Annotated in this window: 10 protein-coding genes; 5 read left to right on the forward strand and 5 right to left on the reverse strand. The window is 61.3% G+C overall.

The features are described 5' to 3' along the window. Positions 1–179 (forward strand): transposase domain-containing protein (locus ACFHWW_RS16820; RefSeq protein WP_379939831.1); only part of this gene is annotated, 179 nt, incomplete at its 5' end. A 611-nt stretch (positions 180–790) separates the two neighbouring features. Here ACFHWW_RS16820 and ACFHWW_RS16825 read toward each other — a convergent pair. Continuing rightward, positions 791–1,165 (reverse strand): VOC family protein, encoded by a 375-nt coding sequence (locus tag ACFHWW_RS16825; protein ID WP_379939402.1) that lies wholly within the window; start codon positions 1,163–1,165, stop codon positions 791–793. A gap of 347 nt (positions 1,166–1,512) precedes the next feature. On the opposite strand from ACFHWW_RS16825, the gene ACFHWW_RS16830 reads away from it, so the two are divergent. Continuing rightward, positions 1,513–2,334: a DUF1206 domain-containing protein gene (locus ACFHWW_RS16830; protein ID WP_338279601.1), complete on the forward strand. Its 822-nt coding sequence runs from the start codon at positions 1,513–1,515 to the stop codon at positions 2,332–2,334. Positions 2,335–2,911: 577 nt separating this feature from the next. Beyond that, positions 2,912–3,175: a hypothetical protein gene (locus ACFHWW_RS16835; RefSeq protein WP_100673320.1), complete on the forward strand. Its 264-nt coding sequence runs from the start codon at positions 2,912–2,914 to the stop codon at positions 3,173–3,175. Between the two features lie 189 nt (positions 3,176–3,364). On the opposite strand, the gene ACFHWW_RS16840 is transcribed toward ACFHWW_RS16835, so the two are convergent. Beyond that, positions 3,365–4,594: a LysR substrate-binding domain-containing protein gene (locus ACFHWW_RS16840; protein ID WP_379939404.1), complete on the reverse strand. Its 1,230-nt coding sequence runs from the start codon at positions 4,592–4,594 to the stop codon at positions 3,365–3,367. Here ACFHWW_RS16840 and bla point away from each other — a divergent pair. Continuing rightward, the gene (gene bla / locus ACFHWW_RS16845; RefSeq protein WP_379939406.1) at positions 4,481–5,467 is read left to right on the forward strand and encodes a class A beta-lactamase; all 987 of its coding nucleotides are present in this window, start codon (positions 4,481–4,483) and stop codon (positions 5,465–5,467) included. The genes ACFHWW_RS16840 and bla overlap by 114 nt on opposite strands. A 128-nt stretch (positions 5,468–5,595) precedes the next feature. Continuing rightward, positions 5,596–8,571, forward strand: a complete 2,976-nt coding sequence (locus tag ACFHWW_RS16850) for an NAD(P)-dependent oxidoreductase (protein ID WP_379939833.1) — start codon at positions 5,596–5,598, stop codon at positions 8,569–8,571. A 68-nt stretch (positions 8,572–8,639) separates the two neighbouring features. On the opposite strand, the gene ACFHWW_RS16855 is transcribed toward ACFHWW_RS16850, so the two are convergent. The 3 genes from ACFHWW_RS16855 to ACFHWW_RS16865 form a co-directional block, all read right to left on the reverse strand. Further along, a complete protein-coding gene (locus ACFHWW_RS16855) occupies positions 8,640–9,866 on the reverse strand; it encodes an MFS transporter (protein ID WP_324765374.1) in 1,227 nt (408 codons plus the stop codon). A 38-nt stretch (positions 9,867–9,904) separates the two neighbouring features. Next, positions 9,905–10,516, reverse strand: a complete 612-nt coding sequence (locus ACFHWW_RS16860) for a TetR/AcrR family transcriptional regulator (protein WP_379939408.1) — start codon at positions 10,514–10,516, stop codon at positions 9,905–9,907. A gap of 178 nt (positions 10,517–10,694) precedes the next feature. Beyond that, on the reverse strand, positions 10,695–11,582 hold the full coding sequence (locus tag ACFHWW_RS16865; protein ID WP_379939410.1) for a LysR family transcriptional regulator: 888 nt from the start codon (positions 11,580–11,582) through the stop codon (positions 10,695–10,697). Between the last annotated feature and the right edge of the window lie 148 nt (positions 11,583–11,730).

Raw genomic sequence — 11,730 nt, forward strand, 5'->3', positions numbered from 1 at the left:
CCGTGGACGGAGCCAGGGCCAGTGCTGTCGTCTACAGCATCATGCTGACCTGTCGCGCCTGCGGCGTCGAGCCCTTGGCCTACTTGCGCCACGTGCTTAGTGAATTGCCACAGCGCGCAACAGATACGGACATCACCGATCTCTTGCCCTTCAACTTCACCAAAGCAGCCGCTGTCTGATCCAATGCAGCCGTCGCACAGCGACCCCGGTCAAACGGGCCGCGTCAACGCGCATGGAAATGAGCGCTTACGATCAAGCGCATTTCAGCAATGATTTCCGCCGGACTTTTGGTGCGCCGCCTTCAGTCAGTCTTTTGGCTTTGAGGGAGCCTCCTTCCCGGTGAATGTAACAGTGGGTTACGGGGTTGGATCGAAGTTCGCCTCGAAGTCCGTCCAAAGGAGCGCGCTTGGGCCTTGAACGCCCGCCGTTGACGTCTCGCTGTGGTTCTTGGCCATCACTACACGGCGCCTGTCGAGCGGCGGCCACAACGCGGCACGAACATTGGTGGAGGCGGTATCGCTCAAGCCGGCAAAGCTTGTTCTAGACGCCGTCGCTGAGGTGCATTGATGCCTGCCAAAGCAAAGAGTTGCACAATGAGCGGGCCTGCGGTTCGGATCTGTTCAAGAGCTTTTACTTTGGGCCTCACTCGAGAGTTTGACCGAGGGTCTAACCGAGTCAGGGCATTCATCCAGCGTATCGGCATTGCGGGCCGGAAACCGATGCTCAATGTTTGGTATGCGGGCGGCCGCAGGTAGGCGATGCCTTTTGCCGATGCCTCTCGGTGGCAGGATTAGGCCTCAGGTTCGTGGCAAACGACTTCGATATTGTGCCCGTCCGGACCAATGACGAAAGCTGCATAGTAGTTCGCGTGGTAGTTCGGGCGCAGACCAGGGGCACCATTGTCTTTGCCACCCGCCTCGAGAGCCGCGCGATAGAAAGCTTCGACTTGCTGGCGATTCTCGGCTGTGAACGCCAAGTGGAGATGCGCTGGCTTCTCCTCGGTTTGGTACAGGCACAATGAAGCCTTGCCCTTTGGGCTAAGCTCGACACCGTACGTCTGCAGTCCCTCCGAGACTACGGCCACGCCGAGTGGTTCGAGTGCCTTGAGGAAGAACGCTTTGCTCGCTGCGTAGTCGCTGACGCCGAATTTGACATGGTCAAACATGAGTTCTCCTGAAGTGTGTGGGCCTGCCTGACGAAAGTGCGCCCGAGCGTACCTCTGCTGTGCGCCTTGCAATGTCTGTTGAGCTGCAAAGGTCTTCGCGGCCGCTTGCGTCTCACACTTGATGGCATGTCTCAGCCATTGATGGCAAGGAACAGAGAGTGGGGAGGGCCGCACGGCAACACCCTTAGAATTCACAAGACAAGCGGCTGTTCGGGCAAGGCCCGGGCATCGAAAGCATCTTGTAACGGGTGCTTGTCTGTGCCGGCCGAGAGCTTGGGTCGAACCGCGACAACCTTCCGGCAGGTCGTGCGTTAGTAGACGAAATAAATTGGAGCCCGGAGAGCACGATGCCCTCAAGATTTCGTTTCGGCCTACTTGCGAAAGCAGGCTACACGGCCCGTGGTGTAGTGTTCCTTCTCGTTGCCGGACTCGCTCTTTTCTCCGGAGTGACAGGCGGTCGGCCCGAAATGAAGTCAGCGCTCTTGACGCTGCTCGGACAGCCCTTCGGCCGGATCTGGGTCGGATTGATCGGGCTCGGCCTGCTCGGGTTCGTCGCCTGGAGACTGGCCCAGTCCCTTGCGGATAGTGACGGCCACGGATCCGATCGCAAGGGTCTCACTGTGCGCAGTGCATTGTTCGGCAGCGCCGTAGTATACCTTGGGCTGGCCGGCTACTCCCTCGGACATGCACTATTTCTTGCGGGTGGAAACCAGGAATCTGGCGAGAAAGGGCTGGCGGAATGGATTCTGTCGAAGCCGTTCGGCTCGTACCTGGCGATCGCGGTCGGGATCGGCTTCGTCGTCGGTGGGGTCGTCACCGCGTACAAAGGCCTCACACGAAAGTTCGAGCGATATGTCCGCATTCCCGACCGGAACCGCGTCCTTACCTCAATCTGCATTTACGGCCTCGTCGCGCGTGGCGCTGTCTTCGTGATTATCGGCATCCTGTTCGCGTATGCCGGATTCCGGGTTGACCCGGAACAGGCTGGCAGCATGAGCGATGCCCTGGAGTGGCTTCGACAACTGCCGTTCGGCTCGATCCTGTACATCGCCGTGGCTGCCGGTATTGCTGCTTTCGGCATCTATAACCTTATTGAAGCGCGGTATCGGGTCGTCCGCGGCCCTGATCTGGCAACGGTGAAGCAGCCGATCTCGCTGCAGAAAACCTGACCCAACGCAGCCGGGTTGATTGAGCTGGTGAAAGCGTGGGGGGTGGAAGGCAGAGTGGCAATTACGGTGTGCGATGCCGAGCCGCTGAGCTGAGTTTACGAAGCTTTTCTCGGCAGTCTGCCGGCCATTGTCGCCTCCTTAGGGGACCATGAGGCCCCGGAACTGCCTTCAAGGACGACATGACTAGTTCCGGAGCCTCAAACGCAATAGCAGGTGACGAGATCCGCCATGGCGTTCATCGGGATATGTGTCGGGTAAAATCTTCGGCAACTGCCGTAAGACTTTTGTCAGGGTCCATGGGACTAAGGTCCGATATATACTACTGCCATTTCCCGTCGATATATGAGGATCACACTGGTTTCTCGGAGACATTGCTGACTCAATGCACCTGCGAAGGTGTCTTTAAGTAGATATCTCGCGACAAACCTGCGCCATCCGACTGTTGGCTCCGAGGCGAACGCGATCACCGATTCCTTGTCGGAACTGTTGTCGCCGTCTTCTTCTTTTACCTAGCTTCAGGGAACTTAAATCTTTTGTGATGGTTTCGATGAAGGAAAGTACGACAAGGAGAAACAACATGGCTGATAGAGGACCAACAGTTGTGAATACCGGAGGCAACGGTGCTGGTTGGGCCGTCGCAGTGATCGTGGTTCTGCTGATCGTCGGAGCCTTGTTCCTGTTCGGCGGCGACCTGTTCAACGGCGGCGGAGGCGGCGGGAATACCGATGTCGACGTGAACGTGCCGAACGTCGAAGCGCCTCAGGCACCGTCTGGTGGAGAAACATCGGCGCCTTCAGGCGGCACGGCGACGCCAGCTCCCTCGGGCGGCGGACAGCAATAGCTCCTGCAGAATGCAGACGGAGTTCCTGCACAGAAGTGGCGGCGTCGACGGAGGGTGCGGCGCTGCCACTCTTTTCGAGATCTCGCCTTTGAGTGCAAGCGCGGAAGACGCTTCGGCCCTCGTTGGGTCTTCAACGAATGCGCAGACTCGGATGCAAACCCGATGAAACGACAGGCCTATCGAATAGGCCTAAGCGACGGTCGGCCGGCTGGGGCGCCGGTCACCGGCAACGCGTTTGTCCGGGAAGCTCTCTAGCTCGCCCGCGGCACGTTGAATGATGTCCCGTACCCACGCGATCGCCGGTTCTTGAGCAGCCGCGATCCCCCAGAGGAGCGAGAGCTCCGATCGTCGCGCTGGTTCAAGGCGAAGCAGTTTTAGGTCAGCATGGCTGCGCATCAGCGCGCGGGCGGAACGGTCCGGCAGCGACGAAACCAGGTCGGTGGTTTCCAGCAGATGGCCAAGTGCGGCATAGCTCGGTAGCGAGACGGCAATGTTGCGGTGCTGCCCGCGCCGCGCCAACTCCACATCAAGGTAGTTCTGGGAAATTGGCCACGGAAGCGGATAAACGTGCCGATGGGCTAGAAAAAGCTCGGTCGAAATTCGATCGGCACAATCGTAGAGATCCGAACGCGGACCGGCGAGGACAACGAGTTCGTCCTCCCACAAGGTGATTCCGTCCACCAATGCTCCGACAGGCGTGGTTCCACCGATGGAAAACACGAAGTCGACGCGACCGGTCGCGAGATCTGATTCATAGCTGCGCCGTTCAAACGGCTCCACTGTCAGTGTCCAGTTGGGAGCTTGCTCGTGCAATATGGCTATAACGGCCGGCACCAGCGTAAGCTCCAATGCCCCGGGTGAAACGATCTTAACATCTCTCACCGACTCGGCCGGATGGAACGCCGTGGTGCATTGGCTCCCTCGCGTCTTTTCGAGCTCGGCGTTCAAAACCGTACTCAGGAGCGAAAGCGAGCGTTCCAGGCTCTGCGCGCGAATTGTAGGCAACATCGCCCCGCCGCTGCGTACAAAGAGAGGATCCGAGAACATTGTTCTCAGCCGGGCGAGTGCATGGCTGACTGCAGAGGGAGAGACAAAAAGACGATCGGCGCAGCGGGCAACGCTCCGCTCTTCCAACATGACCGCCAGCACCTTCAAGAGGTTAAGGTCGACCTTGCACCAGTTCATAAAGTGAATCTCATTCAGGTTACGCTGAGATTCTATCATTTGGCTCAGTTTGCGTCCTATGGCAACAACTTGCTCGAAGCACATCCTTTGATTGGTGAGAGCATGCCAAGAAACATCTATATGACCGCTGCGGTCGCAATTCTCATAAACCTCTTTTCTTCTCGAATATTCGCAGGCGAGATCACCCAAACGGACCGCCTCCGTCTGGAGCTCGAGAAACTCGCCGACGCGCATCCCGGCCGCGTCGGCATTTGCGTGCAGGACCAGCCTAAGTCGCCTGTTTGTGTGAACGGCGCTCAACGCTTCTCTCTGCAGAGTGTCATGAAATTGGTCGTCGCTGCAGCCGTCATGCAGGCGGTCGACGAGCAGCGTATCCGGTTGGACGACCAAATCACCATCAGGCGCGAAGACCTGAGCGTGAACATCCAGCCCATCGCCGATATCGTCGCCAGGCATGGCTCCTTTGAGACGAGTGTTCGGGATCTTGTGCGCCGGGCGGTCGTCGCAAGTGACAGTGCGGCTACGGACGTGTTGATCGCACGCCTGGGTGGGACGAAGGCGATACAGGCCTTCCTCGAAAAGGCGGGACTGACGGGCGTCCGAATCGACCGAACCGAGCGCGAGCTTCAAACTGAGACCGATGGGTTGACGTGGCAGCCAGAGTTCGTCTTTCCGCAGAGGCTGGAGCAGGCGCGCAGGGAAGTCCCCGCGGAAGCCCGCCAAACCGCCTTCGAGGCCTACATCAAGGACCCGCGCGACACCGCGACGCCCCGCGGCATGGCTGCTTTCCTGTACAGCCTTGCGTCAGGCAGCCTCCTGACTGCGGGCTCGACGGAATTCCTTTTGACGGTCATGAGCCAAACGACCACCTTTCCCGATCGCCTGCGCGCCGGCATCCCTCCAGAATGGGATATCGGGCACAAGACAGGCACGAGCCAAACCCGTGGCGGCATCAATGGTGTGACCAATGATGTCGGTATTCTGACGGCGCCAGACGGGAGGCGCATTGCCGTGGCCGCGTTCGTTGCAGAGTCTCGCGCCGGTCAGGCCGAACGTGCTGCCGTCATCGCGGCCGCGGCTCGAGCCATCACCGCAGCCTACGAATAACAGTACGGAGTCCTCCCGAGCACGGGCATGACGCATTCCGCGTGCTGATCGGCGCAGATGAGGTCTTGTTTATGCTCCATTCGATCCACTATCGCGCATCCTCAGGCCTCGACAACGGATGGCAGATCATGACGAACAGCGCGCAGATGCAGGAACAGCGATTGAAGGCACTCGAACTGACGAGGAATGGCGCGCCGAAGCTGCCGTCCAATCCTTTCTTCGGCGTCGGCCCGATCACTGACGCGACCACCGATGAGGTGGACAGCCGCTTGCGGCGGATCGCCTTCGACGCCTGGATCGAGAAGACCTATCGCAAGTTCGACGACAGCGGCAATGATATCGGCGGCTTTACCACGGCGGAAATCTCCCGCAGCATGCATCGCGGCTATCCGGCCGACAAGATTTTGACCGACATGATGCGGGCGATCCATCGCTATTTCGGTTTTCCGAAGGCGAACCGTATGGCAGTGGGTCTCGGCGGCGGCCACAGCGGTTTCACTGTCTGCGTCCAGCACCTGATGAACGCCAACGACGCCTCCCAACGCGTCTATGTCGATACGCCGCGGCCAGAGAGCGATCCTTCGAGAGCCGCGGGCTTCTTCCGCCAGTCCTGGGCGACCCAGCTCGTCGAAATGCAGCGGTTCGCCGAGAAGGGCTGCGAGAGCCGAATTCATTTCGCAGCCTCCGAAGGCGTGATTCCGACGGCAGAAGAGCTTTCCGCCCACGGCGTGTCGATCTTCGTCGGCGTCGGCCACGAGACGACCGGCGCCAATGCCTATACCAGCGGGGAAATCTGCGAACTGTTGAAGTGGATCGACGGTGATCCGGCCAACCGGCATGCGGTTTTCGATGCCACCTCGATGCTCGGCGCCATGCCGTGGGAGCCGGAACTGGTCAGCGCCGTGATGGCGAAGTGCTGCCTGTTCATGCCCTTCCAGAAGGCGATCGGCGGGGTCTCCGGTTATTTCGTCGCCTCCTTCACGCCGCATGCCCTGACGTTGATCGAGAAGAACCAGCAAGACCCTGCCTGGGCTATCCCGCGCCAGCTGAAGATCGCGCCGCCGGTCGACCCGAGGCAGCCATTTTCGGCCAAGCGCTCTGTCGACGCCGGCCCGTTCTATGATGCCGCCGAAGACCGCATGCTCGGCGGCGTCATAAATACTTACAGCGCGCTCGCGTTCGCCGAGACCACCTTCGGTCTCTTGCAGTCCGAGGCGCGCGTCGGCTCCGTTGTCGAGCTCAACCGGCGCTCCGCCGCCAATCGCAAGGTGATCGACGAGTGGGTGGAGACGCATCCGCTCCTGAAGCTGACCGTTGCCGATCCGGAGCGCCGCGGTGCGGCAGTGACGCTCCTGAAGGTGGTCGACGAAGACATCACAGATACAGACATCCACGCCCGCATCATTGCACGTTCGAAGCAGCTGCTCGGCTATGAGGGCATCACCCATCCGAATGGCGAATACGAGCCCGGCCTCGACGCGGCCCGCTATGTCAATGCCTTCCCCGGCACACCCGGGGACTATCGCGCCTGGGTCGGCGGCATCCGCGAGCCAGACGACGTCGTCGCACTGCTGGAGAACCTGCAATACGCCTATCTGCGCGCCAAGATCGTCGTCCTCGAAGAGGAACTGGCGAAGAAGGGCGTCACGTTCGAAGCCCCTGCCAAAGCCGGCCAGGCCGTCCGCAAGGACGATCCCGACCGTGCCTACACCGTGCTCATCGCCGACCTGGTCGGACTGCGCTTCGGTGCCGATGGCCGGCCGGATCACGGCGAGGTGAAGGCATATATCGAGGAAAAGGGCGGCGTGTTCCACTTGGGACCGATCGGCGACCGGTCTGCCCTGGAGAAGGGCCGCGTCCACTTCTTCTACCAGCCGGACCTGAGCACCGAGGCGGAAATTCTGCCGCAGACCGACAAGGGCCAGTACGACGCGCTGATTGCGGCGGCGACCTTCATTCCGAAAGCTTCCGTATTCCCGCTCGGCGGCGTGCGCATTGGCGCCGGCACCGGCAACATGGGCTCGGCCTCCTGGGGCGGCGGCAATGGCGAGGGCGGCCAGGCGCCGCTGATGAACACGCCGGGCATAAACAGCCGCGCGACCGCCCAGATGGCGATGAAGGCGATACTGAAGGTCGTTCCAGACCTGCCGGTAGACACGCTGCACCGGATGGTCGCAGAGGGCGACTTCGATACCGGCCGTCAGCTCAAGGATTTCCCGACCGCCAAGCTCGAGGGCCGCAGGATCGCCATTCTCGGCTACGGCAATATCGGCCGTGAAGTCGCCAAGCTCGCCAAGGCCTTCGGTATGCATGTCGCGATCTACGCCCGCCACCACCACAAGCACTGGATCGAGACAGAGGGCTTCGAATATGCCGAAAGTGCCGTAGCCGCGGCAACCGGCGCCGACGTGCTCTCCATCCATATCGGTCTCGGACGCCTGGATCCGGTGACCGGTCTCTATTCCAACGCCGGGACCGTCGATCAGAAGGTGCTCGGCGCTATGAAGGATGGCGCCGTGCTGGTCAACTACGACCGGGGCGAGGTGGTCGATACCGCCGCGCTTGACGAGGCGCTGTCGACAGGCAAGATCGCGCACGCGGCGATCGATGCCGACCTCTTCAAGGACGTCGCAACCGGCAAGCTCAGCGGGCCGATGCTTCCTTACCTGGCACTCGAGGAACGCCATAAGGGCCGGCTGGAACTCCTGCCTCACGCGGCAGCCGACACGGATCATCCTTCGCGCGTGACCGGCGCGAAACAGGCGGTGGACCAGATCTTCGATGTCATCCGCTTCAAGTCGGTCACCAATCTCAAGGGGGATCTGCCCGAGGGCTACGTATCGGCCGGCAGCCGCACGCCCACCGGCATCGGCCGCGTAACGAAGCGGCTGGTCGCCGAGGTCGGTGGCAAGGCGGAACTCCTGGTGGAGCTGCGGCAGACGTCGGAAAGGGTTGCGGCAATCCTGGGCGCGCTCGCCGCCGTTGCCGACCCGGATCACCGCGGCCGGATCGTCGATCGCTATACCGGCCTGCTCGTCGAAAGTGTCGATCGTCAGCGGGCGCTGCTCGACCGGCTCGGTCTCTACGGACCGGTGGAGGAGTAGACCGGTCGTCATCCGGCCACGCCGTTCGCGCTTGACGCGCAGGGCGTGGCCGTAAAATCTGAATTCGATCAGTGCTTCAGGGCTCTTTCCTGATCGATTTTCTCGGTCAGGAAGATGGCGAACGCCGTAGCGGGCAGCGCAAGCCCGATCATGGAGGCGAGCCACCACCCGCCAGAGGCAAATGCCCAGGCGCCCAGGGCAGAGCCGATAGCGCCGCCCGTGAAGAATATGGCCATGAACAGGCCGTTGAGCCGGCTGCGCAACTCCGCGCCGAGTTCGTAGATCGAGCGCTGCCCAGTCACCAAGGTCATGGTCACGCCGAAGTCGAGCAGGATCGCCGCCAGCGTCAGAAGCGTGAGCGCGGCAGTGGACCCTTCGGTAGCGACCTGCGTCATCAGGAAAGCGGCTCCTACACCGACAAGGCCGAATGCCGTCGCCGGCCGGATCAAGCCCTTATCCGCGAGGCGCCCGGCGATGGGGGAAGCAATTGCGCCCGCGACACCGGCCAGGGCAAAAAGCGCAATGCCATTATGACCAAGCCCGAAGCGCGGGCCGGCAAGATAGAGCGGCGTGACGGTCCAGAAGAGGCTGAACGCAGCGAACTGACAGGCCTGATAGGCGGCGCGGCGCTGCAGGACCGGCTGCGTCGCGAGGAGCTTGCCCATCGACTTGATGAGCTGGCCGTAAGTCATCCGGGCCGCCGGTCGGCGGGTCGGCAGCTGCACCCACAGCAGGCTGCCCAGCCCGACCATGACGACGGCCGAAACATAGAAAACGGCATGCCAGGAGCTGAGGCCGGCGATCAGCCCGGAAATCGGCCGCGCCATCATGATCCCGACCATCAGCCCGCTCATGACATTGCCGACGACGCGGCCCCGAGCCGCATCCGGAGCAAGGTTGGCAGCGAAGGGTACGATCATCTGGACTGCGACGGAGCCTAGACCGATGGCAAGCGAAGCTGTGAGGAAAGGCCCGGGTGTGGTCGAGAGACCGGCCGCGATCAGGGCAAGAGTGACCAGTCCGATCATCGTCACGATCAGCCGACGATTTTCCAGGAGATCGCCCAGCGGCACGAGCAGCAGCAATCCGATGCCATAGCCGATCTGGGTCAGGGTAACGATCAGGCCGGTCGCCTCTGCCGGCAGGCCGATGTCGAGTGCGATCGGGCCGGCGAGCGGCTGGGTATAGTAAAGGTTGGCGGCAATCAGGCCGCAGGCGGCGGCCATCAGAAATGTCATGCCGGCAGAAAGCCCGGCCGGATGCTGCGTCTGGGCGATGGATACGGGAGCTGTCATTGAAGAGTTCCTTGGGAGGCAGGAGGCGGACGGTTCAATCAGTCGAGAATGCGCAGGACGGCTTCGGCGGAAGCGAGCATCTGGTTTTCCAGCTCTCCGGTTTTGCCGGCGATGCGGACGCCCTGAAGATAGGAAAACAGCGCAAGCGCGGTCCCCGCAGGATCGACGTTCTGGCGGATTGAACCGTCTTCGTGGCCTTCGCGGATGAAACCTTCGAGCCGGGAGACGAAATGGCGATTGTGTCCGGCCACCTTTTCGGCGATCTCGGCGTCCGACAGAACCAGTTCCACGGCAGCGCCAATGGCCAGGCATCCACGCCTGCCGGTTTCGCCGCAGGCGGAGATGGCATAGAAACCGACGACGCGGGCGATCTTTTCGCGACCGGTGGAGGCTGAGGACAGCGCCTCATCCAGAAGATCGGCCCGGATTTGCTTATAGCGGTCGTAGGCGGCGACGAAGACGTCACGCTTGTCACGAAACGCCTTGTATATGCTGCCGGCGGTCAGTCCCATTTCCGCCTTGAGCTCGGCGATCGAGGTCCCGTGATAGCCCTTCTCGGAAAATATGCGGATCGCCGCATCCAGAGCCTGGTGCATGTCGAATTCGCGCGGCCGCCCGACGGGGCGAGGAGAGATGCTTTCGAAACTCATCTGATCGACCTATTAGGAAACGTTCATTTCCTAATAGGTCGCGGAATCGATTTGGTCAAGCGCCTCCTTGAGTTCTCATGACGAGCAGTTGCAGTGCAGGGTACAACTTTTAGAAACGTCGCCGATCTCTTCGACGTCCTGCCGGAATTCGAAAGGCGCTTCGAGGCGAGCACGGCAATCAGGATCTGCCGGAGAGCTCGAACTGGCAGTGGCTGAAGAAGGCCCGGACCGTCTCGTTGTCCTTCAGGAAGTGCGCCGTCCCGAAATAGATGGGAACAGGCGTGAGGCTCAGCAGCTCCACCCGGGTTATCGTGTCATCGTCCGGTCCGACGGACCAGGTCGGCAAGATGGAAAAGCCGAGGCCTTCGCTGACGTAGCGCCTGATGCTGACGCTTGACGACACCGAGATCAGCGGCTCGACAACCGCACCCTTGCTGCTGAGGAAACCGGTGGCGATGTCCCTTATTATCTGTCCCGGTTCATGCGAAACGAAAGGACGGCCGCAGGCCCATTCGGGGATACTGCCCTCGGCGGGAGCGGGTCCCCAGGTTCGGGGATAGACGAGCGAAAGGCTGTAACGGCCGATCAACTGCTGGATCACGACGGAGTCGCCAAAGTGCCGCTCCGCAATGAATATGTCGAGGCTGCCCTTGCGGACGAGATCCGATAGGGCGGTGTCGCGCTCGTATACGACAAGCTCCACGTCAGGGCGGCTTTCATGGAATTTCCGGACGACCCGGGGAAAGAGATCATGGAAGATTCCCTGCGGCATGCCGATCCGCAGCACCGGACGCTGGCTCTCCATCAGTCGCGTCAGACGTGTCAGCATGATGTCGAATTCCGGACGGATCAGCTCGTAAAGCGCAAGTCCCCGAGGTGTCAGTCCCACACGCCGTGCCCCGCGCTCGGCGACGACCAGCCGCTCGCCGAGGAGGTGTTCCAGCCGCCGGATATGGTTCGCCACGGATGGATGGCTGAGATTGAGTTCCCTGGCCGCGGCGGAATAGGAGCCGGTCCGTCCGAGCTGGTAGAACGTCTGGACGAGTGAGAGGCTGATGCTGGGCAAGTGGCGGTTCCTGCGGCTCGTGGGCATTCGCGCCGAGGACGTTACGGTGAGCAGGGGCAGGGCCGCAAGGCGCAGAGCCGGCGAGTTGTAAGTTTTTTCATAACTCGTCCCCTTGTTCTTTTATCGACGCGGTTTTGCCGGGCGCGCT

Source organism: Sinorhizobium sp. P24N7, assembly GCF_042436655.1.
GTDB lineage: Bacteria > Pseudomonadota > Alphaproteobacteria > Rhizobiales > Rhizobiaceae > Sinorhizobium > Sinorhizobium meliloti_A.

Excerpts from the sequence above, each read along its gene's own strand:
- ACFHWW_RS16825 (WP_379939402.1), bottom strand. The coding sequence starts at position 1,165 with ATGTTTGACCATGTCAAATTCGGCGTCAGCGACTACGCAGCGAGCAAA.
- ACFHWW_RS16830 (WP_338279601.1), top strand. The coding sequence starts at position 1,513 with ATGCCCTCAAGATTTCGTTTCGGCCTACTTGCGAAAGCAGGCTACACG.
- ACFHWW_RS16835 (WP_100673320.1), top strand. The coding sequence starts at position 2,912 with ATGGCTGATAGAGGACCAACAGTTGTGAATACCGGAGGCAACGGTGCT.
- bla (WP_379939406.1), top strand. The coding sequence starts at position 4,481 with ATGACCGCTGCGGTCGCAATTCTCATAAACCTCTTTTCTTCTCGAATA.
- ACFHWW_RS16840 (WP_379939404.1), bottom strand. The coding sequence starts at position 4,594 with ATGCGCGTCGGCGAGTTTCTCGAGCTCCAGACGGAGGCGGTCCGTTTG.
- ACFHWW_RS16850 (WP_379939833.1), top strand. The coding sequence starts at position 5,596 with ATGACGAACAGCGCGCAGATGCAGGAACAGCGATTGAAGGCACTCGAA.
- ACFHWW_RS16855 (WP_324765374.1), bottom strand. The coding sequence starts at position 9,866 with ATGACAGCTCCCGTATCCATCGCCCAGACGCAGCATCCGGCCGGGCTT.
- ACFHWW_RS16860 (WP_379939408.1), bottom strand. The coding sequence starts at position 10,516 with ATGAGTTTCGAAAGCATCTCTCCTCGCCCCGTCGGGCGGCCGCGCGAA.